This window comes from Stenotrophomonas nitritireducens, assembly GCF_001700965.1.
GTDB classification, from domain to species: Bacteria; Pseudomonadota; Gammaproteobacteria; order Xanthomonadales; family Xanthomonadaceae; genus Stenotrophomonas; species Stenotrophomonas nitritireducens_A.
Genome location: NZ_CP016756.1, coordinates 161,765 through 183,276, shown reverse-complemented (window position 1 = coordinate 183,276; position 21,512 = coordinate 161,765). Strand labels below are relative to the sequence as shown.

At 64.4% G+C, this 21,512-nt stretch carries 22 protein-coding genes; 15 read left to right on the top strand and 7 right to left on the bottom strand.

Translation table 11 applies throughout. The features are described from left to right. Positions 1-3 precede the first annotated feature (3 nt). Positions 4-891: a LysR family transcriptional regulator gene (locus tag BCV67_RS00760; RefSeq protein ID WP_062166006.1), complete on the bottom strand. Its 888-nt coding sequence runs from the start codon at positions 889-891 to the stop codon at positions 4-6. Positions 892-1,012: 121 nt separating this feature from the next. Here BCV67_RS00760 and BCV67_RS00755 point away from each other — a divergent pair, with 121 nt between their 5' ends. Beyond that, positions 1,013-2,062, top strand: coding sequence for an NAD(P)-dependent alcohol dehydrogenase (locus BCV67_RS00755; protein ID WP_062166004.1), 1,050 nt, complete (start codon positions 1,013-1,015; stop codon positions 2,060-2,062). A 61-nt stretch (positions 2,063-2,123) separates the two neighbouring features. On the opposite strand, the gene BCV67_RS20465 is transcribed toward BCV67_RS00755, so the two are convergent. After that, a complete protein-coding gene (locus BCV67_RS20465) occupies positions 2,124-2,507 on the bottom strand; it encodes a hypothetical protein (protein WP_231732430.1) in 384 nt (127 codons plus the stop codon). Between BCV67_RS20465 and BCV67_RS20645 the strand changes: the two genes are divergently transcribed. Next, entirely contained in the window at positions 2,413-2,763 is a 351-nt protein-coding gene (locus BCV67_RS20645) for a glutaredoxin family protein (RefSeq protein WP_428999491.1), read from the top strand. The two genes, BCV67_RS20465 and BCV67_RS20645, sit on opposite strands and share 95 nt — an antisense overlap. Positions 2,764-2,913: 150 nt before the next feature. Here the strand turns inward: BCV67_RS20645 and BCV67_RS19880 are convergent, their stop codons facing one another. From BCV67_RS19880 to BCV67_RS00735, 4 genes are all read right to left on the bottom strand, one after another. Beyond that, positions 2,914-3,090 carry a hypothetical protein gene (locus tag BCV67_RS19880; RefSeq protein ID WP_156455707.1) on the bottom strand — a complete coding sequence of 59 codons (177 nt, stop codon included), beginning with the start codon at positions 3,088-3,090 and terminating at the stop codon, positions 2,914-2,916. A gap of 236 nt (positions 3,091-3,326) precedes the next feature. Next, positions 3,327-4,835 carry an arylsulfatase gene (locus BCV67_RS00745; RefSeq protein ID WP_062166002.1) on the bottom strand — a complete coding sequence of 503 codons (1,509 nt, stop codon included), beginning with the start codon at positions 4,833-4,835 and terminating at the stop codon, positions 3,327-3,329. A 174-nt stretch (positions 4,836-5,009) separates the two neighbouring features. Beyond that, complete coding sequence (locus BCV67_RS00740) at positions 5,010-7,325, bottom strand: patatin-like phospholipase family protein (RefSeq protein ID WP_062166000.1); 2,316 nt, start codon at positions 7,323-7,325, stop codon at positions 5,010-5,012. Positions 7,326-7,423: 98 nt separating this feature from the next. Further along, positions 7,424-9,040 (bottom strand): sensor histidine kinase, encoded by a 1,617-nt coding sequence (locus BCV67_RS00735; RefSeq protein ID WP_062165998.1) that lies wholly within the window; start codon positions 9,038-9,040, stop codon positions 7,424-7,426. 173 nt (positions 9,041-9,213) lie between these two features. Here BCV67_RS00735 and BCV67_RS20615 point away from each other — a divergent pair, with 173 nt between their 5' ends. From BCV67_RS20615 to BCV67_RS00720, 4 genes are all read left to right on the top strand, one after another. Beyond that, positions 9,214-10,233, top strand: coding sequence for a helix-turn-helix domain-containing protein (locus BCV67_RS20615; protein WP_062165996.1), 1,020 nt, complete (start codon positions 9,214-9,216; stop codon positions 10,231-10,233). Positions 10,234-10,312: 79 nt separating this feature from the next. Next, a complete protein-coding gene (locus tag BCV67_RS00725; RefSeq protein ID WP_156455706.1) occupies positions 10,313-10,813 on the top strand; it encodes a response regulator in 501 nt (166 codons plus the stop codon). 3 nt (positions 10,814-10,816) lie between these two features. Further along, positions 10,817-10,990 carry a LuxR C-terminal-related transcriptional regulator gene (locus BCV67_RS20640; protein ID WP_082746442.1) on the top strand — a complete coding sequence of 58 codons (174 nt, stop codon included), beginning with the start codon at positions 10,817-10,819 and terminating at the stop codon, positions 10,988-10,990. A gap of 104 nt (positions 10,991-11,094) precedes the next feature. Then, the gene (locus BCV67_RS00720; RefSeq protein ID WP_062165992.1) at positions 11,095-11,523 is read left to right on the top strand and encodes a response regulator; all 429 of its coding nucleotides are present in this window, start codon (positions 11,095-11,097) and stop codon (positions 11,521-11,523) included. A gap of 17 nt (positions 11,524-11,540) precedes the next feature. Here the strand turns inward: BCV67_RS00720 and BCV67_RS00715 are convergent, their stop codons facing one another. Then, positions 11,541-12,707: a hypothetical protein gene (locus BCV67_RS00715; protein ID WP_062165990.1), complete on the bottom strand. Its 1,167-nt coding sequence runs from the start codon at positions 12,705-12,707 to the stop codon at positions 11,541-11,543. Between the two features lie 163 nt (positions 12,708-12,870). Between BCV67_RS00715 and BCV67_RS00710 the strand changes: the two genes are divergently transcribed. The 9 genes from BCV67_RS00710 (at position 12,871) to BCV67_RS00670 (ending at position 21,357) form a co-directional block, all read left to right on the top strand. Beyond that, the gene (locus BCV67_RS00710; protein WP_082746440.1) at positions 12,871-13,293 is read left to right on the top strand and encodes a hypothetical protein; all 423 of its coding nucleotides are present in this window, start codon (positions 12,871-12,873) and stop codon (positions 13,291-13,293) included. Further along, on the top strand, positions 13,290-13,934 hold the full coding sequence (locus tag BCV67_RS20455) for a YidH family protein (protein WP_062165988.1): 645 nt from the start codon (positions 13,290-13,292) through the stop codon (positions 13,932-13,934). The genes BCV67_RS00710 and BCV67_RS20455 overlap by 4 nt, the downstream gene beginning before the upstream one ends. A 138-nt stretch (positions 13,935-14,072) precedes the next feature. Next, a complete protein-coding gene (locus BCV67_RS00700) occupies positions 14,073-14,999 on the top strand; it encodes a formylglycine-generating enzyme family protein (RefSeq protein ID WP_062165986.1) in 927 nt (308 codons plus the stop codon). A gap of 50 nt (positions 15,000-15,049) precedes the next feature. After that, positions 15,050-15,415 (top strand): DUF1622 domain-containing protein, encoded by a 366-nt coding sequence (locus tag BCV67_RS00695; RefSeq protein WP_062165984.1) that lies wholly within the window; start codon positions 15,050-15,052, stop codon positions 15,413-15,415. An 86-nt stretch (positions 15,416-15,501) separates the two neighbouring features. Then, a complete protein-coding gene (locus tag BCV67_RS00690; RefSeq protein ID WP_065867999.1) occupies positions 15,502-16,305 on the top strand; it encodes a DUF2092 domain-containing protein in 804 nt (267 codons plus the stop codon). After that, complete coding sequence (locus BCV67_RS00685) at positions 16,302-16,853, top strand: hypothetical protein (protein ID WP_197430124.1); 552 nt, start codon at positions 16,302-16,304, stop codon at positions 16,851-16,853. The genes BCV67_RS00690 and BCV67_RS00685 overlap by 4 nt, the downstream gene beginning before the upstream one ends. Positions 16,854-16,909: 56 nt before the next feature. Then, entirely contained in the window at positions 16,910-17,455 is a 546-nt protein-coding gene (locus BCV67_RS00680) for a DUF4136 domain-containing protein (RefSeq protein WP_062165981.1), read from the top strand. A 114-nt stretch (positions 17,456-17,569) separates the two neighbouring features. Further along, positions 17,570-20,119, top strand: a complete 2,550-nt coding sequence (locus tag BCV67_RS00675; RefSeq protein ID WP_062165979.1) for a hypothetical protein — start codon at positions 17,570-17,572, stop codon at positions 20,117-20,119. Further along, the gene (locus BCV67_RS00670) at positions 20,119-21,357 is read left to right on the top strand and encodes a BamA/TamA family outer membrane protein (RefSeq protein WP_062165977.1); all 1,239 of its coding nucleotides are present in this window, start codon (positions 20,119-20,121) and stop codon (positions 21,355-21,357) included. Before BCV67_RS00675 ends, BCV67_RS00670 begins: the two co-directional genes overlap by 1 nt. Positions 21,358-21,512 lie beyond the last annotated feature (155 nt).

The window sequence follows — 21,512 nt, the reverse complement described above, 5'->3', positions numbered from 1 at the left end:
AGCTCAGATCCGCAGCGCCTCCACCACCAGCGCGAACGCCGCCGAATGCTGGCGGCGGCTGGGGTAGTACAGGTGGTAGCCAGGGAAAGGCGGGCACCAGTTCTGCAGTACACGAACCAGCCTGCCTTGTTCGATATGCGGCGCAAACTCGCTTTCTGGCAGGAAGCTGATGCCCAGACCGTCCAGTGCTGCCTGCACTATTGGCGGTGAGGTGTTGAATATCGCCTGGCTCTCAACCCGCACATTGACCTGCCGCCCGTTGCGTTCAAACTCCCACACGTACAGCCCGGCCGAACTGCTGAAACGGATGTTGATGCAGTTGTGCCTGGTCAGGTCGGCAGGCACCTTCGGCGCCGGGTTGCGTTCCAGATAGGCGGGCGAGGCAACGGCCGCCATGCGCACCTTGGGGCTGATCGGCAGCGCGATCATGTCCTTGTCGATGCTCTCGCCAAGGCGGACACCGGCATCGAAGCGGTCGGCGACGATGTCGCGCAACGCGTAGCTGACATCGAACTCGATGCGGATGTCCGGGTAGCGGTGCATCAGCGGCAACAGCTTCGGCAGCAGGATGGTCTGCAGCGGATGATCTCCGCAGGTCAGGCGCAGGCTGCCGGCCGGTTTGTCGCGCATCTCGCTGAGCGCGTCGAGTTCGGCTTCTATTTCGTCAAACCGGTTGCCGATGGCCTGCAGCAGACGCTCTCCTGCCGGCGTGGGCGACACCGCACGCGTGGTGCGGGTGAGCAGGCGGATCTGCAGGCGTTCTTCCAGCGCCTTGATGGCCTGGCTGAGCGCGGATTGCGAAACACCGAGGAGCGCGCCTGCGCGGGTGAAATTACCCTCACGTGCAACGTGGACAAAAGCCAGAAGATCATCGAGGTTGCGGCGTGCCATGGGCGCAGTGTGACACGCGGTATTGATTAGTAAAGCCAATAATGGCTAGAAGTATTGATTACTTTTCAAGAGCTTGGCACAGGAGGACAATGGCGCCTCCCCAATCACCGCCGGAGTTCCCATGTCTGTCAAAGCCTATGGCGCGCATGCCGCCGACAAGCCGCTGGAGTCGATGGATATCACCCGCCGCACGCCGGGCGCGCACGACGTGCAGATCGATATCGCCTATTGCGGCGTCTGCCACTCGGACCTGCACCAGGTGCGTGCCGAGTGGGCCGGCACCCAGTACCCCTGCGTCCCCGGCCATGAAATCGTCGGCAAGGTGGCGGCGGTGGGTGCTCACGTAAGCGGCTTCAAGCCTGGCGATCTGGTCGGCATTGGTTGCATCGTCGACAGCTGCAGGCAGTGCGAGGACTGCGACGACGGGCTGGAGAACTATTGCGATGGCATGGTTGGCACCTACAACGGGGCAACCGAAGACGCGCCGGGTTGGACGCTGGGCGGCTACTCGCAGGAAATCGTGGTGCACGAGCGCTACGTGCTGCGTATCGGGCATCCCGAGCAACAGCTTGCCGCAGTAGCACCGCTGCTGTGTGCCGGCATCACCACCTATTCGCCATTGCGGCATTGGAATGCCGGCCCGGGCAAGACAGTGGGCGTGGTCGGCATCGGTGGCTTGGGCCATATGGGCATAAAGCTGGCCCACGCGATGGGCGCGCACGTCGTTGCGTTCACCACCTCCGAATCCAAGCGCGACGCGGCGCTCGCCTTGGGCGCCGATGAGGTGGTGGTGTCGCGTGATGCAGCAGCCATGGCTGAGCAGGGCAAGCGCTTCGACCTGATCGTCAATACCGTGGCCGCACCGCATGATCTGGATGCCTTCCTGGCATTGCTCAAGCGTGACGGCGCGATGGTGCTGGTTGGCGCGCCGGCAACCCCGCATCCCTCGCCGAATGTGTTCAACATGATCACCAAGCGCCGCACCCTGGCCGGGTCGATGATCGGCGGCATCCCGGAAACCCAGGAGATGCTGGATTTCTGCGCAAAGCACCAGATCGTTGCGGACATCGAACTGATCACTGCCAGTGAGATCAACGACGCCTATGAGCGGATGCTCAAGGGCGACGTCAAGTACCGCTTCGTGATCGACAACGCCAGCCTGTCTGCCTGAGCAGGAGATTCGGCTGGCCCGGCACCGCGTGCCTGCGGCAGGCACGCGATGCTGGCAATTGCTACCAGCGCGGTGTGGTCGATGTGGGTGCTGCGTGCGAGGGAAATAGCGGCAGCACGTATTCGGTCAGCTCCTGCAGAATTTCATCGGCAGGACGCGCGGAGAACTGGATTCCCAGCGCGGCATGGTTGACGCCTGCCTGCTGACAATCCAGAAGCCAGCGAGGGAATGCGTTGTCGGGGACTCTCGCCTGCATGGGGACGGTGCGCCGGGCAGGCGCTGGCTTGCCCGTTGCTGAAGACGATGCTGCGATTGGCTTGACCTTGTCATGGTGGTAATCCGCATGCTCATTGCAACCACCGCCGGGCGAGGGTGCTGCCAGGTCCGGCAATCCCGGCTGGACAAACCCGGACAACAACAGCGAGGACACGACCTTGACAAGCACATTCCATCCGCAGGTAATTCTCTACACAACGCCGACCTGTCCGGATTGCCGGATGCTGAAGGACTGGCTCAACAGGTTGGGGATTGCGTACGAGGAGCGCGATCTGACCGATCCGGCCATCAGCGCGGAAGCAAAGGCCCGCACGGGACTGCGTGTTGCACCGATCACGTTGGTCGATGGGCAGGTTTTCTACGGCACGTTTGCCTCGCAGAAACCAGGTTTGGTGCTGGCGTTGGGTCTGCCCAGCGGCAGCTGACTACCGGTATTGAGAGGTGTCGTCGGCGCCCACGGCACGGCGAAACCTCATCTGGCTGCATGCGTGAAACAGGCGTTGCGTGGGCTGGCAAGCGCGTCCGGGCTTGCCGTTCAGAATCTCCTGGCAACCCATGCGTGGGCAGCGCCTGCCTCAGCTGACCTGCGACAGGATGATTCCCACCGCAGCACACCAGCACACCAGCACGAACCAGGTCAGCACCGCATTGGCGGACAGGCCGCGGTGGCGCACCACCAGGCTGACCACCAGTGCGGCTACCAGTGGCACTACAAACAGGCTGACGACCCAGAACCACGGATGTTCTTTCATGGGTGCTCTCTTGCGCTGAGGACATGCGCGGGGAGGCGTGCCAGCCCCTCAACGCACGCAGGTGCGCTGTGGGAATCGGCGCACACCGACAGTTCGCGCTTCCAACCGTCGTTGGTGAAATGCTATGGCGCCGCCTTTTTGAGCCTGCGCAGGCAGGATGAACTGCCTGCGCAGCGGTGCGGGCCGGGCGCATAGCGCTGGGCAGCGGAAAGCCGCTCGTCGTGCCGGTGGCGTGATCAGGACTTGGGCAGCATCGATTCCACGACCTGGTCGATGGTAAAGCTTGCCGACTTCGCCCTGGGTGGGAACTCCTTGAAGCTGTCCAACCACTTCATCAGCAGCGGCGGTGCGGAGTAGAGCAGGAAATTCTGCTCAACAAACCAGTCGTTGTATTTGAAGCTTTCCTCGCCACGTTCGAACGGATCCGCACGCAGGTCGAAGAACTTCGGGATCCGCATGGGGCGCAGCTGGGTGCGCCAGACCTCGATTCCGGTCTCGGTCTGCTCGAGAAACACCACCTTGTAGCGGCCCATGCGAACGGCCATGCACTCGCCATCGTCGCTCCAGTAGATGAAGGCCTTGCGTGGCGATTCGGCGTCTTTTCCGCGCAGGAACGGCAGCAGGTTCTCGCCATCCATGTGCACCTTGAATTTCTGCCCGCCCAGCGTGTGGCCCTTCTTCAGGTTGTCGACCAGGTCAACATCATCGTTGGCTGCAGCAAAGGTGGGGATGAAGTCCTGCAGCGAGGCGATGTCGTTGATGACGCGCCCGGGTTCGATCACGCCCGGCCACTTCCATACGCAGGGTACGCGCCAGCCTCCTTCCCAGTTGGTGTCCTTTTCACCGCGGAACGGGGTTGTGCCGCCATCCGGCCAGGACAGCACCTCGGCGCCGTTGTCGGTGGTGAATACCACCATGGTGTTCTCGGCGATGCCCAGATCATCGAGCTTCTTCAGCAATTCGCCGACGTAGCCGTCCAGCTCCACCATGCCATCCGGGTACAAACCGAGCCCGGTCTTGCCTTTGGAAGCGGGCTTGAGGTGGGTGAATACGTGCATGCGGGTCGGGTTGAAATAGCAGAACCACGGTTTCTTGGCGCTGTTGTTGCGGTCGATGAAATCAAGCGCGGCGCCGAGGAATTCCTCGTCCACGGTTTCCATGCGCTTGCGGGTAAGTGGGCCGGTGTTCTCGATGACCTGCTTGCCTACCTTGCCGAACTGCGCATCCACAGTCGCATCGTCCTTGTCCGTTGCCTTGCACTTGAGCACGCCGCGTGGGCCGAAACGTTTGCGGAAGGCAGGATCCTTCGGGTAGTTCTCGTACTCGGGTTCTTCTTCGGCATTGAGGTGGTAGAGGTTGCCGAAGAACTCATCGAACCCGTGCACGGTGGGCAGGTGTTCGTTGCGATCACCCAGATGGTTCTTGCCGAACTGCCCGGTGGCATAGCCGTAGCTTTTCAGCACGTTGGCGACGGTCGGGTCGTCGCTGCCCAGCCCCAGCGTGGCTCCGGGCATGCCGACCTTGGTCAGGCCGGTACGGATCGGTGACTGGCCGGTGATGAATGCGGCGCGGCCTGCGGTACAGCTCTGTTGACCGTAGAAGTCGGTGAACTTGGCGCCCTCCTTGGCGATGCGGTCAATGTTGGGTGTGCGGTATCCCATTATTCCGTCGTTGTAACAGCTTGCGTTGAACCAGCCGATGTCGTCGGCCATGATGAAGAGGATGTTCGGCTTCTTCGCGTCCATAGCAGGGCTCCGGGTTGACTACCGCAGCCTACAATCCAGGTAGCCGCCGGGAATCCGAAAAAAAACCCGTATTCCGGCAGTAAAACTACGTGTTGCAGTGCCCATGAGCGCGCGTCAGCCGGGCCCGGGCCTTCGCTGCAGCGAGCGGCGCCACTGTGCACCTCCCGCAGAGCTCTACCTGCCCATCGGCCGCAGCAGCGAACCAAATGTCAGGTACCACGAGGCTTGCCCATCGTCGTTGTAGCCGTAGGCCAGGAACATGGGGCCCAGGGGCGTTTCAACCCCGGCGAACACGCTGCCCGCCAGTACCAGGTTGTCCGCATCCACGGCGGCACGGGTCAGCCACACATTGCCGGTTTCCAGGCTTGCGCCCAGATACAGCGGGAGAGAGAACAGCCGCGTGGTATCGCCTGTACGCCGGTAGACCACCGCCCTCAGCAGCGCACTCTGGTTGCCGAACAATGCCCGCTCGTCATAGCCGGAGAGGTTCAGGAAGCCGCCGAGAAAGCTCTGTGCACGGAAAAAATGGTCATCGTCCACCGCGCTGCTCAGGTGCGCACCGAGCAGCAGGTGGTAGCGGCCCCAGGCGTGCGCCCAGTCGGCGGTCAGGCGCACCACGTCGCCTTCCACATCCGCTCCGAGTTGTGGCCGGTACATCTCGTAGTCGGCATTGAAGCGCCAGCCCTGGGTGGGGAAGTTGATGCTGTCCAGCGAATCCCAGGTGGCATTGAAGGTCAGCGCGGCGAAGTCCTGTTTGTCGCGGCGGAAGTCGAACGGATTGCCGACCAGTTCGTCGCTGCTGTCGCGGCCGCGTACGATACCCGCGCTGAGCGCAACGGTGGGCCTCGGGGTGTAACCAAGACTCACGCCTAGGCCGCGTCGTTTGATCCGGTACTCCGCTATCTGCTGGTCGCCCGCCCACAGCGGCAGGGTTTCGGCCTCGGCCTGCAGGCCGGGCTGCAGGTAGAACAGGCCGTCGCCAAGCGGCTGATGGAATTCCGAGTAAAGCCCACTGATGTGGCCGGCATGCAGCACCGTCAGCCACTCGGCGCCCCAGCGGTTGATATCGGCGACGGTCAGCTCGCTGGAGAGCATGTAGCTGTTGCGGCCGGCAAAGTTGTCGCTGAGCTGGAAGCCGAACTTGCCGAACACCGACCAGGGCCGGTCGGTCGGCACGATCTGCAAACCGCGTTGGCCGTCACGCTGGACCAGCCGGTAATCCAGCTGCTGGAACCGGTTGGCACTGTAGGCAACGCCCAACCCGTGCTGCAGCTGCTGCACATCCAGCGGCTTGCCGACCTCCTCCTGTAGTGTGCGTTGCACGCGCTGCGTGGCTGCGCTGGAATGGGCCGGCACCACCTCCAGGAAGCTGACCAAGCCTGGGTCGAAGCTGCGTTTGCGTTGTTGTTCGCGGTAGACCAGGTAACTTGCCTGATCCACGGCATGCCGGCGCAACTGCGGCAACGCGGCTTCGGCTGCCGCCACGCCGGCGGCGATGGCCTCCTTGCCGCGATCGAACTGTGCGGCGCTCAGGTCGCCGAGTTCAGGGCGGATAAGTACATCGTCGGCGCCGAGTGTGGCCAGCTGCCGCTGGGTTTTTTCCATCATCAATGCGCCGATCATCTGGTCCATGATGGCCACCGGGTTGGTCAGTGCGGTTTCCGGATGCAGTGGCGAGCTGACGTCGACCACGATAAGCGGTTGCGCACCCATGTCGCGCACGACATCGATTGGCACGTTGTCCACCATGCCGCCGTCGACCAGCAGGCGGCCATCAACCCGCAACGGAGCGAACGCGCCCGGCACCGACATGCTGGAGCGGATTGCCGTCGCCAAGTCACCGCTTTGCAGCACCACCCGCTGGCCGGTGCCGATATCGGCGGCCACCGCGCGGAACGGAATGGGCAGTTTGCTGAAATCGTCCACGTCCCAGCTGGACAATGTCAGCCGCCGCAACAACAGCAGCAGCTTCTGCCCCTGCACCAAACCGCCGGGCATCACCACCTTGCCGTCGCGCAGGCCCACTTCCAGATTAAGCAGATAGCGGAAATCGGCATCCTTGCGCCGCATCGGTTGATCCACACGGGGCGCGTCATCGACGAACAGGTCGGCCCAATCCAGGGTTTCTATCAGCCGCTGCAGCTCGTCGGTGGTATAGCCGCTGGCGTACAGCCCACCCACAATGGCGCCCATGCTGGTGCCGGCAATCTGGCATACGGGGATGCGTTCGCGCTCCATCACCTGCAGCACGCCTATGTGTGCCGCGCCGCGTGCACCGCCACCGCCAAGCACCAGGCCGACGCATGGCGGCGCAGTTTGCAGCCCGGTTGTCGGGTTGTCCGTATCGGCAACCGCGTCCTGCGCCATGGCCGGATTGCAGAATCCCAGCACCAGCAGCAATGCCGTTGCGACGTGGTGCAGGTGGCGCCACAGCGTGACGCGGTCACGTGCCGGCGTCGGCGCACAGTGCGTGGACAGGGGGGCGAGCATGAGGAGGTCCAGCACGTGCCATAGCCTCGGCGCAACGGCCAAGGCCACATTGTGCGAGGCGCATACGCCGCCGGCTGCGGTAAATCTACTGGGCCGCGCTAGGTAGATTCGCTGGTGAAGGGCGCATTCGTTGTGGGGCGTTGCGCGGGAAACACGATCGACAGCAGGGTGCCACGGTCGCCCGCCCGCTGCAGGTGCGAGCTGCCGCCCAGCAGGCGTGCGCGCTCCTCTATGCTGATCATGCCCAGGCCGCGGCGCATGAACGGGCTGTCCTGGTCTATGCCGACACCGTCGTCCTCGATCTCCAGCAGGCCCTGGCCGCCGGCGAACTGCAGGCGTATCCAGACATTGCGCGCGTACGCATGCTGGTTGACGTTGTGGATGGCCTCCTGGGTGATGCGGAACAGATTGAGCTTCTGTTGTTCATCGAGGATGTCCTCGTCATTGATGTCGCAGTGAACGCGTGTACTGGCGTGCCTGCAGGCGCCGCCGCACAGGCTGCGCAGGGCGCTGGACAGGCTGGTGTAGCGCAGCAGGCTGGGGTGCAGGTCGTGCGACAGCCGGCGCACATCGCTGGATACCTCCAGCACCTGTTCCTGCAGTTGCTCCATCTGCTCGCGGGCCAGCGCAGGCGCAGCCCGCTTCAGCGAACTGAGCTGGATGGAGATTGCCGCCAGCGACTGGTTGATGTCGTCATGCAGATCACGCGCGATGCGGGTGCGTTCCTCTTCCTGCACCCTCAGCATCTGCGCGGTCACGTCGGCCAAGCGCGTGCTGGCCGCCTGCAGGGACGTGCGCGCGCTCTGGCGCTGCTCCACCAGCACGCTCAGCAGCAGCAGCGTGACGCCATCGCCAAACGCCCACAGCTGCACGGCCAAGGTGGTGCGCTCGCCGTCGCCCAGCGCCAGCGGTCCCCAGCCGTGGGCACTGATGGCCATGCACAGCAGCGTGGAGCACGACAATGCCAGAAACGCACCGGCCGGCCCGAGCACCAGCAGCAGCCATACCATCAGCAGGGTGGAGGCCAGCATCAACAACGGCTCGGCCATTGGCGAGGGCCACGGCAACATCCACGCGGTCCACAACACCAGCAGCAGCGCCAGTGACAGGAAGGCCAGCGGCGCAGACAGGGTTCGCTGCTGGGGGCGACGCCGGTGCATGCGCAGCAAGCCGATGAAGGTCGGCACGAGCAGCAGGTAGGGCAGAGCATTGGCAAGCAGCAGGTTGTGCCAGCTGCCGGCGAAGTCGGGCAGCGGAGTACTGCGCAATACCAGCAGCGTCCAGCCGGTACTGCTCAGTGGCAGCGCCAGCACCGCGATCACCCAGAACATGATGACCTGTGGGAAGTCCACCTTCATCGTATCCAGCAGGCCGAACTGGCGGATCAGCAGGGTTGCGGCGGTGACCAGCAGCAACAGACCGAGGATGAGGCCGGTGGCCTCAGCTGCCGTTGCTCCGCGAAGGGCGAGGATGCCGACGCATCCCAGCAGCGAGCCGGCAACGCAGGGCAGCCATTCGCCATAGGGGCGCCACAACAGTGCGCACATCAAGGCGGCCCCGGGCAACCACAACGTGTGTCCGCCGCGCGTTGATATCCACGGTTCCACGGATACAAGTTGTGCGGTCGCGGCCACGCCTGCCATTCCCGCGAAGCGGGTGGTGGCGCGGTGCGACTCCATCTGCGACAACTGCACGAAAATGCTACGCACACCCATGCAAGCAGCTCCATCTTCACGTGGCGCCACCGCTGCATCGCACAAGCTGACCGCTGCCGAGAAGCCGGCGGTGCTCGCCAATGGCAGTGGGAGCACGGATCCCGCCCCCGTACCACCCATTGTTGTAAGGCCCCACGCATTCAAACCGCTATCCACTTTCCGACAGGTGAGCGATGGACACCACGATTCTTGCTGCCCACGGCATGCACTACGGCTGTCTGGACATAGACGGATTCGACCCGGACGCACTGCTCGGGGTGGTCAAGGACGCGCGCTTCGAGCAGCGCCTGCTCGGGCCGGGCTACTTCAGGGCGCGCGCGCAGCGGCTGGTCTTTCCCGATTTCAGCCTCGACCGCGGCACTTACACCCAACAGGTGCTGGCCAAGGGCATGTTTGCCCCGGACATGATGGGGTTGGCGCTGGCCACGCGCTGCGACGAGCCGATGTGGCTCAACGGCCGGCGGGTGGAGGAAGGGCAGTTGATGGTGTTTGCCGAAGACCGCGAGTTGGCGGTGAGGTCGGTGTCGCCGCTATGGCAATGGGTGGTGCTGCGCATTCCCCGCAACGCGCTGCAGGCTGCTGTCTATGCGCGCCTGCGGCGGGAGCTGGAGTTGCCCCAGCGCGGCTGGCGGCTGTGCCCGCGTACTGCCGATCGCAACGCCAGATTGAGGATGTGCGTGCAGTTTGTACTGCGCCAGGCGGCGCGATGGAGCGTGTCTACCGCACTGGACGACGCGGGCCTTCTCGGCCAGTTGCTGCTGGATGCCTTCATCGATGCACTGGAACGCGCAGCGGGTGTGGACGAGGCAAGCCGACAGCGGGGCAGGTTGGAGCAGCGTGAGCGGTTCCTGCGGCGGGCAGAAGCATTCCTGCTTTGCCACGACACGCAGCAGTTCAGCAGCCATGCGCTGGGTTCGGCACTGGCGATGAGCGAGCGCCAGCTGGAACGGGTGTTCCGCGATGTCTACGGGATGACCCCAAAACGCTGGCATCAGGTGGCGCGGCTGAACCAGGCCCGGCAACTGTTGCTGGACCAACCGCGCGCACGCGTTACCGAAATTGCAATGCGTGCGGGGTTCTCCCATCTGGGACGCTTTGCGAGCGACTACCGCGAGCTGTTTGGCGAGCGGCCGCGCGACACCCGTATTTCTATAAATAGAGAACAGATTCACGCTGATTACACGCCGTCTTAATACAAGGCGGACTAGATAACGCAGGTTGCGCCTTCTGTTCGGCGCTTTCAGCTTTCTGCTGCCTGGTGGAGGTGAACGCATGGACACATGGACTGCGCAAGGTGCCCGGCCGGGCCTGCGGGTAGTGGTTGCCGATGATCACGCTATGGTGGGCGAGGGAGTGGTGCGCCTGTTGCGTGACCGCTTCGAGGATGTGCGGCTGGTGCTTTCCGGCGAGGCCTTGCTGCGCATAGCCCGCGCAGGCGGGGTGGACATCATCGTCACCGACATCAGCATGGAAGACATGACCGGGATAGACGTCATGCGCCAGCTGCGGGCCGAGGGCGACACCACGCCGTTCGTATTCCTGTCCATGCACCACAGCTGTGCCATCGTCACCGAGGCGCTGCGCGCCGGCGCCGGTGGTTATGTGCTGAAGGCCGCCGCTGGCGATGAGCTGTTGCACGCGATGGATGAAGTGCTGGCCGGGCGGATGTATCTGGCCGCCGGGCTGGCGGCGATGGCGTTGACGTCGGCCGGGCGCGGCGAGCGCTACACGCTTACCGACAAGCAGCGGCGGATTCTTGATTGGGTTGCATAGGGGCTGCGCTCCAAGCAGATCGCCTACGAACTGGGGGTATCGGTACGCACGGTGGAGTCGCACAAGTACGCAATCATGCAGCTCATGGGCGTGCACGGAACGCTGGAGCTGGTACGGCGGGCGCATCAACTCGGTCTGATCAAAGCCTTCCGTGAGGACGGGCAGCAGCCGGCCTGAGTCGGGCAAGTAGTTTTACTTGCGGCAAGCGGGTTTATTTCCTGTGGCGGCAGCGGCGGCCGCAGGCGACCATCGCAGCGACGACGGTTGCGTCGGTGATGGCAATGAAACCGATTCGGGTACTGCTGGCAGAAGACAGCATGGCGGTTGCCCGGCCGCTGCAGATGCTGCTTGCCACCGAATACGACGTGGTGGGTTGGGTGGAAGACGGCCACTCCCTGCTGTCCATGGCGCGCGAGCTGAAACCCCATGTGGTGGTGACCGACATCACCATGCCCGGGATGGATGGACTGGCAGCGGCCGAGTTGCTGCTGGCCGAAGGCGTGGTGCGCAACGTCGTCTTCATCACCGTGCATGACGAACCCGCACTGGTGCAGCGGGCGATGCGTCACCGCCCCTGCGGCTATGTGCTGAAGGCCGATGCCGGCGAGGAACTGCTGCTGGGCGTGCGCGAAGTGCTTGCCGGCAGGTCGTTCATGTCGGCATCCATCGTCAAGCGGATGGGCGCCTGGCAGGCAGACGAGCCGCATTGATGCGCGATGTTGCGGGCTCAGAAGAGAATGGAGGCCAACTTGCTGATCAGGCTGTCCACCGACATGGCGAAAAACACCAGCGGCAGCAGCGGCACCGCAGCGGACAGCAGCATCCACAGCACATTGGCGCGGCAGAGTGGCACCAACGACATCCGTGCAAGGCTGGAATAGACCGAGCCGAAGTCGGCCAGCGCCGACGGCTGGGGGCTGTCCAGCAGGCTAGGTGCATCGGGATCGGGCTGGCCGCGCTTCCAGTACAGGTCGAAGCTGCGGATCGCGCGATGGCCCAGCGCGCTGTACTTGAGCAGCGCGTGGCGTTTGGCGCGTATCAGCGCCGGGGACAGCAGTACGAGCGGCGCCAGCAGCAGCATCGTCGAGCCGACGATGTAGGCCGCCAACAGATAGTGCACGTCGGTCAAGGTCTGCCCGGCATAGATGAAGTGATTGATGCAGCTGCCTGCCAGCACGATGCCGCCGGCCAGCGACAGGGCAGAGAAGCGCTGTTGCGCGAAGCCGAGAAAACCAATCCCGCCCGAACCATCAGGATGCGGCGGACGCAGATCCAGGTCGAGCCGGCTCAGCCGCCACAACAGCAGCGTCCAGATAAGAAAGCGCCACAACCACATCAGTCCCACCAGGCGAAGCAATGGCATCGACACCCACCATGCCCACCACGCGGCCGCCGACGTGCTGCCGTCGGCATTGGCATGCCAGCCGCTGACATGGCTCAACTCCGTCACCACCGGCGGGCTCAGCAATGTGGGTGCCAACGCGACCAGCAGGCACAGCCATTCCGGAACGTGCGAGTCGCGCAGGGCACGCGCACGCGCGACCAGCGTGTCGAACGCTGCATGCTGACTGTCGGGAATCAAGCCGGCGCGGCTCAATTGGCGAACGGCCGCGCGCAGCAGCCGGTCGGCAGGCGGGGCGGCCAGTACCAGCAGCGGCAGCGCCAATACAAAACGGGCGTAGACCGAAGCGTCGGCAAGCAGGGGCATTGTCACTTCGCCTGGCAACAGGGTGCCATGCCAGGCTGCAGCCAGCGCCAAGGGAAAGTACGCAACGATCACAAGCAGCGCGGCTATCACCGGCGGCAGTGCCAGCCGGCTGCGCAGCAGGCCAAGCAGGTGCATGGTGCGGTAGATCAGGCCGCCACGCATCAGCGACAGGTCGTCGGATGTCATTGTCTGCGGTCTCTTCGCGGCATTGTGACGCGGTGCATCCAGCTTAGTGATCGGTGGCCGCGCGGCCTGCAGTAAAAATACTGGAGCTGCATCAGTAGTAATCGTGATTGTGCGTGCCTGCGGCCACGACCATGCTGCCCACTCAGTCAACGGAGTCCGGCACGTGGATGGCTTCCTGGAGTATCTGCATCGGTTCGCCAGTGATCTGTTCGAAAGAACCGACGGGCCGATGACCTTCCGCTTCTTCCTGCAGCCGACGATGGCCTTCATCGCCGCGCTGCACGATGGCATCAAGGACGCCAAGCTTGGGCGCTCGCCGTACATGGTGGGCTTGATGGCATCCCCGCACCACGAGCGCATCCAGTCGTTCCGCGAGGGCGTCACCGCAGTGACGCGGGTGCTGCTGCTGGGCGTGGCGATGGATGTGATCTATCAGTTCAAGGTGTATGGCGGTTTCAAGTACCCGTTGGAGACCTTCGTGATCGCGGTAGCGTTGGCGTTCATTCCCTACCTGCTGCTGCGCGGGCCGGTTGCGCGCGTCGCCAGCTGGTGGAAAGCCCACAAACTTGGCGGACCACACGGATGAAACACCACAGCCACACACCGCCGCCGACCAGCCAGCACGCGCGCCCCGAGCGCAGCGCGCCACAACCGGTGCCGCCAGTGCCGGACGTGAACCAGGACAACAGCGACCAGGCGTCCGTCGCCTATTCGGCTTACCGCACCGGCCTGTCCAATCATCGCACCGGGTTGTCCGAGCACCGTACCGATCTGTCCGAGTACCGCACCGATCTGTCCGGGGACCGCACCGAGATGTCGATGCGGCGAACCGGCATGTCGTTCCAGCGCACGCGCATGAGTGCAGATCGCACGCTGATGTCGATCATGCGCACGGCGTTATCGCTGATCAGCTTCGGCTTCACCATCTTCCAGGTATTCAGCAAACTGCTGCACGCGCCGGAGGTACGCATGGCCTCCGATGCGCCGCGCAACTTCGGCGTGGCGATGGTTGGCCTCGGCATCTTCGCGCTGACGCTGGGCATCATCTACCACCTCAATTTCATGAAAGCGCTGCGCCACGAACGCAAGCAGATGGTGCAGGAGGGCTTGTTGCATGGCGAAAGTCCCTATCCGGTGTCCGCGACCCTGATCACCGCCGGCCTGCTATGGCTGCTTGGCTTGTTCGCCATCGTCAGCATGGTGTTCAACGTGGCGCCGTTTGCCTGACCGGTTGGCCCAGCGGCCGCCGTTGCCGGGCCAAGGCGTGATTGGCAGCAGCGCTCGTCGGGCCTTGGCAGTCCATCCAGACAGCAGCACGCCGCAGCAGCTTCGGATCAAACATCGAAAACCGCAGGGAGAGCATAGATGTGCCAAGCCAATGAAGTTCCCGTGTCGATACCCGGTGGCGTGTTCGTCATGGGCTCGGACGATCATTACCCGGAGGAAAGGCCTGCGCACAAGGTGCGGGTGGCACCCTTCCGCATCGATCCCAGCCCGGTGACCAACTACCAGTTCCGGCGGTTTGTCGAGGCCACCGGCCACGTCACCCTGGCCGAACGCCCGGCCAAGGCGGAGGACTACCCCGGTGCCGATCCTGCAATGCTGGTGCCGTCTTCGGTGGTGTTCGTACCGCCGCCGGGGCCGGTCGATCATTCCGATCACTACCAGTGGTGGCACTACGTCGCCGGCGCGGATTGGCGCCACCCGCGTGGCCCCGGCAGCTCCATCGAGGGCATGGACCTGCATCCGGTGGTGCACGTCGCACATGAGGACGCCGCCGCCTATGCCGCATGGGCGGGCAAACACCTGCCCAGCGAAGCGGAGTGGGAGTTTGCTGCGCGGGGCGGGCGGGTCGATGGTGAGTTCGCCTGGGGCGACGAGCTCGTCCCGGATGGACACTACATGGCCAATACCTTCCAGGGTGAGTTCCCCTGGCGCAATGACAAGAACGACGGTTATGAGTGGACCTCACCGGTAGGCGCCTTCCCGGCCAATGGTTACGGCCTGCTGGACATGATCGGCAACGTCTGGGAATGGACCGACGACTGGTACGCGGCCCACCACGAGGTGCCAGGCAAGCCGTGCTGTGCCGTCGAGAACCCGCGTGGTGGGCGGCGCGAGCATAGTCATGATCCGCTGAACCCCATCGTTGTGCCGCGCCGGGTTACCAAAGGCGGTTCGCACCTGTGTGCGCCCAGCTACTGCCGGCGCTATCGGCCGGCTGCGCGCATGGCGCAGTGCATCGATACGGCGACCTCGCACCTGGGGTTCCGCTGCGTGGTGCGCGGATAGCCTGCCGTGCAACCGCGCCGGCCACGGTCACAAGAACGCAGGGCGCGGACATGATCCGGCAATGGCTGCTGCTCGTGTCCGAACCCGCGGTGGACATCATCGATGTGATGGCGACCCTGATTGTCTGCTTCGCTACGGCGGTTGCATTCGTGCGGGTGGTGCAGCAGGTAATCAAGCCTGACAGCCATGCCAGGGCGCGGCAGATCTGGCTGGATTATGGCCGCTGGCTGGTTGCCGGTTTGACCTTCCAACTGGCTGCGGACGTCATCGAGTCGTCGATCGTTCCGAGTTGGGAAGGAATCGCGCAGTTGGGCGCGGTGGCCTTGATCCGCACCTTTCTGAATTACTTCCTGGAACGCGACATCACCGAGATCAAGGCGCGGCAGCGCGCGCAGCCGCCGCTGGAAACAGGCTAGGGCGTGCGGCAGCGTCGTCAGACGGACCAGCATCCTTCCCGACAGCCGCTACGCGGCATCGGGCCATGTAACCCGGAGCACAAGGCATGAACACAAACACACGATTGCGCAATGCCGCTGTTGCGGTGCTGCTTGTGGCGGCGCTGCCGGTGGTGGCGGATGCAGCCAAGCAGGCCGCTGCGGCGCCGGCCCCACAGAACCCGGCGATTGACGCCGATGCCGTTGCGGCGCTGGATCAGATGGGTGCGGCGCTGCGGGCATTGAAACAGTTCGCGCTTGCATCGGAGGCCAGCACCGAAGTGGTGCTCGACAGCGGCCAGAAGATCGAGCTCGACAGCCAGGTCAAGTACCAGGTAAAGCCGCCCAGGCAGCTGTTCGTGGACATGGAAAGCGCAAGGACGCATCGCCAGCTGTTCTATGACGGCAGCACGATGACACTCTACTCGCCACGCCTGAAGTACTACGCCAGCGTCGATGGCGTCGACGCGACACTGGGCGAGCTGGCGGGAAAACTGTGGACCGACTACGGCATCGATCTGCCATTGGCGGATCTGTTTCAATGGGGCGCCGGCTCGCCTGCGCGCAGCGCGCTCACCTCGGCCATGCATGTGGGCGCCGGGACAATCGACGGTGCACCGGTGGATCAGTACGCGTTCCGCCAACCGGACGTGGATTGGCAGGTGTGGATCGGGCAGGGTGATCATCTGCCTCGCAGGATCGTCATCATCAGCCACGATGACCCCGCGTTGCCTGCCTATAGCGCCCGCCTGAAATGGGATGCGCATGCCGCCATCACTCCCGCCTCTTTCACCTTCACCCCGCCGCAAGGCGCTGCACGGATCGGCATTCTGGCGGTCGATGCGGTGGCCGTGCAGCCGGAGGAGAAATGAACATGCACGCTTTCATCGAACGGCGATATCTACGCCCGTTGGCTGGCCTGCTGTTGCTGGTGTCGGCAGTGGCGGTCGCGGACGTGCAGGCCGCACGCGGCGCGGGCATGGCGGCGCACCAGGGTGGTGCCCGGGCGACCGCGCGGACCAGCATCAACCGCCCGGCCGTCAGCCAGGCACATAACCGGCCCGCCAACGGTGCGGCGGCGCGGCAGGACTTCAACCGCAACGGCTCTGCCAACATCAACCGCAATCGCAACGTCAACCGTGACATCAACCGCAACGTCAATGTCGATGTGGACGTGCACGACGATCACCACGACCACTGGAACGACTGGGATGACCACCCATTCGCAACGGCTGCGGCGGTCACGGCCGGGGTTGCGGTCACCTCCGCGGTGATCGGCTCGATAGTGAGCTCGCTGCAGCCCGGCTGCGTGACCACGGTGGTCAATGGCGTTGCCTACCAGCAATGCGGCAGTACCTGGTACCAGCCGCAGTACTACGGAACCAACGTGCAGTACATCGTCGTCAATCCTCCGCGCTGATCGCTTTCCGTCCGTCTGCCATCGCAGGCCGCCACTACCCCGACTGGAGAACCGCAATGAAGACCCTCGCCATGGCATTGGCCAGCTTGACGCTTGCTGCCTGCACTTCTACGCCCACCGTCAAGACCGACCAGGCCAGCAATGCCAACTTTTCCTCCTACCATTCCTACTACTGGGCACAGAAGCCATCCGGGGTTGCGCCGCTGGTGCAGCAGCGGATTGTCGATGGCATCGATGCGCGGCTGCGCGCCAAGGGCTGGACACAGGGCCAGAGCAGCGGCGATGTGGCGCTTGCCGCACATGTGGCCACCTCGCAGAAGCAGACCCTGGACACGTTCTACTCCGGCACCGGCCTGGGCGGCTGGGGCTGGCGCGGCGGCTGGGCCGGCGGCGGTGGCATGGGCTCGGCAACGACAACCGTACATACCTATGACGTGGGTACGCTGGTGCTGGACATGTTCGATGCGCGCACCCAGCAGGCGATCTGGCGGGGCACGGCCAGCGGCACGGTGCCTAGCTCGCCGGAAAAGGTCAACGAAGCGGTCGAGGCGGGCTTGAACAAGATGTTTGCCGCATTCCCGGTGGGATCGGCAACGCCTTGAGCCAACCACGTGTGTGTTGGCGCGGGCCTGGCCCTCTCCCACTGGCCCATGGCCGGTTCCAGGTCCGCGCCGTTTTTATCTTTCAGTATCGGAATGTCCGCAGCGGGGTGGCCCATGAGCAGCGCATGGCGTGGTGGAAACGCAGTGGCAGGCTGGCTACTGCTGTTTATCGCAGTGCTGGGCGGTGAGGCCGAGGCGCGCAGCCAGCCGCCGCCGTCACCTGCAGGCGCCACGACCGAGAGCGTGGATGCACGGCCCTTCCCACGGGCCTATACGGCCGATGGCATCAACTTCTCGTTCCACCAGCCGCAGTTGTTGTCCTGGCAGGACCAGACATTGCGTGGCCGCATGGTCATGTCGGTTGCCACTGGCAGCCATACCGGCAGCGACGGAAAACAACAGCCAACGACCGACTACGGCAGCCTGGACTTCAGCGCCCATACGCAGGTGGACAAACAGGCCCGCGCCGTGGTGCTGTCGGATATCCAGATCGGCAATGCCAACTTTCCGACCGCCAGTGATCGGCAGCCGGCCTATCTTGCTGCGGCGCGCAGGCAACTGCTGACCACGCCCACCTTGACCGTGTCGCTGGATCAGCTCGAAGCAGCACTTGCCATTGCGGGTGCCGCTGCGCCGACGCCTTCATTGACAGTGCGCAATGACCCGCCCGAAATCATCTTCAGCACCGAACCAGCGGTGCTGATACTGGTTGATGGCAAGCCCGTGCTGAAGCCTGCCGGCGTAGCGGGCATACAACGGGTCATCAACACCCGTTCGCTGCTGCTGCAGCGCAACGGCCGGTACTACCTGTCGCTGGGCGGACGTTGGGCCAGCGCTGCCACGCTTGCTGGCCCATGGAGCGCGGAGACGGCGCCGGACAACAGCTTGCTGCAGGCCGGCAAAACGGCAGGGGACAGCCGCCAGGTGGATGCCATGGCCGAGCCGCCGGCACCGCTGAAAGCCCTGCTCGATGCGGGGCAGTGGCCTGCAGTCTATGTGCGCAGTGGTGCGGCTGAACTGATAGCGGTGCAGGGCGAGCCGCAGTTTGCCGCCATCGATGGCACCTCGCTCAGCTATGTCACCAATACCGGCGCCGATGTGTTCGTCGACGCGGCGGACGGGCACCGTTGGTATGTGCTGGTGTCCGGGCGCTGGTTCACTGCGCCGGGCAGCCACGGCCCCTGGTCGTATGTGGGTTCGCGGCAGTTGCCCGCCGCCTTTGCGAAGATCCCGCCCGACCACCCCAAGAGTGGCGTGCTGGCATCCATCGCCGGAACCCCCGAGGCGCGCGAGGCACTGATCGCCAACAGCATTGCGCAGACGGCAAGCGTGCAACGTGGCAGCGTCAATCTGGACGTTGTCTACGATGGCGAGCCCAGCTTTGCACCGGTTGAAGGCACCCGCCTGCGCTTTGCGCGCAACACCGCAACCCCGGTGCTGCAGGTGGATGCCAGCCATTTCTATGCGGTGGACAAGGGCATCTGGTTCACTGCGAGCACAGCCACCGGCCCGTGGACGGTGGCCACCTCGGTGCCGCCGGTCATCTACAGCATTCCGACCCGCTCGCCGTTGCATTACGTCACCTACGTACGCGTCTATTCGCACGACAACGATGAGGTCCAGGTCGGCTACACGCCTGGCTACTACGGCACGGTGGTGGCAGATGATGTGGTGGTCTACGGCACTGCCTATCCCTGCAGGCCCTGGGTAGGCAATTACTGGTACGGCTGCCCGCTCACCTATGGGCTGGGCGTGTACTTCGGCTGGAACGCCTGGGTCGGCTGGACCTTCGGCTGGGGCTGGGGTTGGTACGATGGTTGGTACGGTCCCTACAGCCCGTGGTGGGGGCCGTGGTACGGGCCGGCTACGGCGTGGGGCTGGTGGAGTGGCGGCGCTGCCGCATGGAATGTCTACGGGCATTGGGGCAACGCCGCGGTGCGCGGTACCGCGGCGGCATGGGCCGACCCTTGGACCGGCAATGTAGGCCGCGCGGCACGCGGTGGGTTCTACAACGAGGTGACAGGCGGCCGTGGCGTTGGCCGGGCCGGCATCAATACCAATGCCTACACCGGCACCACCACCGCCGCAGCACAAGGCATCCGCTACAACCCGCAGACCGGGCGCGTGGTGGCAGGTGGCGGTGCGGCGGCAGTGAATCCTTATACCGGCCGCGCGGCAACCGGCGGCGCGCGTACGGTCATCAATGATCGCAGCGGACGGGTGACGCAGGAGGCTGGCGGCATCGCGGCGGGGCCGCATGGGGCCGCAGGTGGTGCTGCCTTCGATACCCACGACCGCGCAGGTGATGAGGCCAGGGGTGCGGGCGGTTTCCATTACAACGCCGACACCGGTGCGCTGCATCACAGCGGAGTGGTGGATGTAAACGACAACATCTACGCGGGTCGTGATGGTCATGTCTATCATTACAATGACGGTGATTGGAGCCAGGTCACCCGGCCCGACACCTCGAAGAACCTGAGCGGGCAGACGCGGCAATCGCTGGAACGCGACCGTACCGCACGAGAGCGGGGTGACGAGCGCATCAATGCCCGCCAGCCCACCCAGGTCACTCTTCCGCGCAGCGGCGGTGGCAGTGCGCGTCCGGTGGGTGGGTTCCGGCCCGCGCTGGGTGGCGGCCGTCTGCATGGTGGATTCCGTCACTGATGGCCACGTTCAAGCGCACGCCGTTGCGGATGTTGACGCTACTTCTGGCCGGCGGCGCCATCGGCGCGCCTGCCATGGCCGAGGAGCTTGCCGGCATGGCCGGCGCAGCCAACACAACGGCGCCCGCAGCCGCCGGCAACTCCGCAAGAAAGCCCGGTTTCTGGGAACTGCTGCATGACCCGACGGATGGAAAAATCGACGCTTCGCGCTGGCTGCTGGAACGCAAAGGTGGCTTCCTGCCGGTGCCGATCATCATCACCGACCCGGCGGTAGGCAATGGTGGCGGCGTCGCGCTGGCATTTTTCCGCCCCAATGCGCATCCCGCCGCAGCGGCCGACAGCGGTGAGCGGCCGGCAATGGTATCCCCGGACATCTACGGCGCGATGGCGATGCGCACCTCCAACGGCACCCAGGCGTTCGGCGCGGGTGCGCTGCTGCACTTCGACGAGGACCGCTGGCGTTACCGCGGCGGTGTCGGCAAGGCCTCCATCAACCTGGATTTCCACAGCCCCGGCAACCGACTGCTGCCACCCCGGCAGATCAGCTACACGACCGAGGGCATCGCCTCGTTCCAGCAGGTGTTCCACCGGCTTGGCAAGCGCGATCTGTATGTGGGCCTGGCCTGGATCTACATGGACATGGACCTGTCCTTCAAGACCGACAGCGACCGTGAGTTCTTCAGTGACAGGGAGTTGGCCAGCAAGACCTCCGGGCTGGGCCTATCGCTGGAGTACGACAACCGCGACAACCCTTTCACGCCGTCGCGCGGATGGCTGGCAATGGTGGAGGGCAATGCCTACGCCAAGGCGCTGGGCAGCGACGCCGACTTCCAGAGTTATCGCGCGCATTCCTATGGCTACCTGCCGTTGGGTGCGAGCACCGTGCTTGGCCTGCGCGCGGATGCGCGCTGGGTCAATGGCCAGGTGCCGTTCTATCGCCTGCCGTACATCGACATGCGCGGGATCGGCTCGGCGCGTTACCAGGACAGTCGTGCGGCGACGGTGGAGACCGAACTGCGCTGGAACCTGGGCCCACGTTGGGCATTGGTCGGGTTTGTCGGGGCGGGCCGCACCTGGGGCCGCCATACCAGCTTTGGCGATGGCAGCAGCAGGGTCAGCAAGGGCGGCGGCTTCCGTTACCTGCTGGTCCGCCAACTCGGCATGTATGCCGGCATCGATTATGCGTGGGGGCCGGAAGACGAAACCTTCTATATCCAGATGGGCAGCGCCTGGCGCTGAGGGCAGGAGGGGGGATTGCCGGCGAGCCCCGTGATAGACGATTGGCGGCCATTGCAATTGCTGCAGGCAGCCGCTGCCGATCTGGACGCAAACATGGCGCAACACCGGATGGCGCAACACCGGTTTGCCGACAGGTAAATTTACTGCCCTTGATC

Coding starts and splice junctions, on each gene's coding strand:
- BCV67_RS00760 (WP_062166006.1), bottom strand. CDS start 891: ATGGCACGCCGCAACCTCGATGATCTTCTGGCTTTTGTCCACGTTGCA.
- BCV67_RS00755 (WP_062166004.1), top strand. CDS start 1,013: ATGTCTGTCAAAGCCTATGGCGCGCATGCCGCCGACAAGCCGCTGGAG.
- BCV67_RS19880 (WP_156455707.1), bottom strand. CDS start 3,090: ATGAAAGAACATCCGTGGTTCTGGGTCGTCAGCCTGTTTGTAGTGCCA.
- BCV67_RS00745 (WP_062166002.1), bottom strand. CDS start 4,835: ATGGACGCGAAGAAGCCGAACATCCTCTTCATCATGGCCGACGACATC.
- BCV67_RS00740 (WP_062166000.1), bottom strand. CDS start 7,325: ATGCTCGCCCCCCTGTCCACGCACTGTGCGCCGACGCCGGCACGTGAC.
- BCV67_RS00735 (WP_062165998.1), bottom strand. CDS start 9,040: ATGGGTGTGCGTAGCATTTTCGTGCAGTTGTCGCAGATGGAGTCGCAC.
- BCV67_RS20615 (WP_062165996.1), top strand. CDS start 9,214: ATGGACACCACGATTCTTGCTGCCCACGGCATGCACTACGGCTGTCTG.
- BCV67_RS00725 (WP_156455706.1), top strand. CDS start 10,313: ATGGACACATGGACTGCGCAAGGTGCCCGGCCGGGCCTGCGGGTAGTG.
- BCV67_RS00720 (WP_062165992.1), top strand. CDS start 11,095: ATGAAACCGATTCGGGTACTGCTGGCAGAAGACAGCATGGCGGTTGCC.
- BCV67_RS00715 (WP_062165990.1), bottom strand. CDS start 12,707: ATGACATCCGACGACCTGTCGCTGATGCGTGGCGGCCTGATCTACCGC.
- BCV67_RS20455 (WP_062165988.1), top strand. CDS start 13,290: ATGAAACACCACAGCCACACACCGCCGCCGACCAGCCAGCACGCGCGC.
- BCV67_RS00700 (WP_062165986.1), top strand. CDS start 14,073: ATGTGCCAAGCCAATGAAGTTCCCGTGTCGATACCCGGTGGCGTGTTC.
- BCV67_RS00695 (WP_062165984.1), top strand. CDS start 15,050: ATGATCCGGCAATGGCTGCTGCTCGTGTCCGAACCCGCGGTGGACATC.
- BCV67_RS00690 (WP_065867999.1), top strand. CDS start 15,502: ATGAACACAAACACACGATTGCGCAATGCCGCTGTTGCGGTGCTGCTT.
- BCV67_RS00685 (WP_197430124.1), top strand. CDS start 16,302: ATGAACATGCACGCTTTCATCGAACGGCGATATCTACGCCCGTTGGCT.
- BCV67_RS00680 (WP_062165981.1), top strand. CDS start 16,910: ATGAAGACCCTCGCCATGGCATTGGCCAGCTTGACGCTTGCTGCCTGC.
- BCV67_RS00675 (WP_062165979.1), top strand. CDS start 17,570: ATGAGCAGCGCATGGCGTGGTGGAAACGCAGTGGCAGGCTGGCTACTG.
- BCV67_RS00670 (WP_062165977.1), top strand. CDS start 20,119: ATGGCCACGTTCAAGCGCACGCCGTTGCGGATGTTGACGCTACTTCTG.